Origin of the sequence: Paraburkholderia sp. SIMBA_054 (genome assembly GCF_046534875.1) — a bacterium.
GTDB classification, from domain to species: Bacteria; Pseudomonadota; Gammaproteobacteria; order Burkholderiales; family Burkholderiaceae; genus Paraburkholderia; species Paraburkholderia hospita.
The window spans coordinates 1-270 of the sequence record NZ_JAWRXV010000823.1 but is presented as its reverse complement, the minus strand read 5'-3'; the positions used below and the strand labels follow the sequence as shown (position 1 = coordinate 270).

General features: G+C 56.7%; 1 pseudogene. It reads left to right on the top strand.

The features are described 5' to 3' along the window. Positions 1–270 (top strand): annotated as a pseudogene (locus SB822_RS57390) (amidohydrolase); the annotation flags it as partial.

Genomic DNA, 270 nt, shown 5'->3' with positions numbered 1-270 from the left:
CTATAATATCTTGCCGAACACGATCACGATCCGTGGCACCGTGAGGGCGTTTTCTCCCGTAGTGCGCGCCGCAGCGCAATCAGCGGTTCAACGTGTCATCGAAGGCATCTGCATGTCAACCGGGGCGCAGTGCACGGTGTCCTATGTCCAGCAATATCCCACTCTGGTCAATGCGGAGGCTGCTGCCCGCGCGGCAGAAGCCGCGGGAAAGGTTGTGTTCAACAAGGTTGATACAAACCCACCGCAGACGATGATAGTCGAGGATTTTTC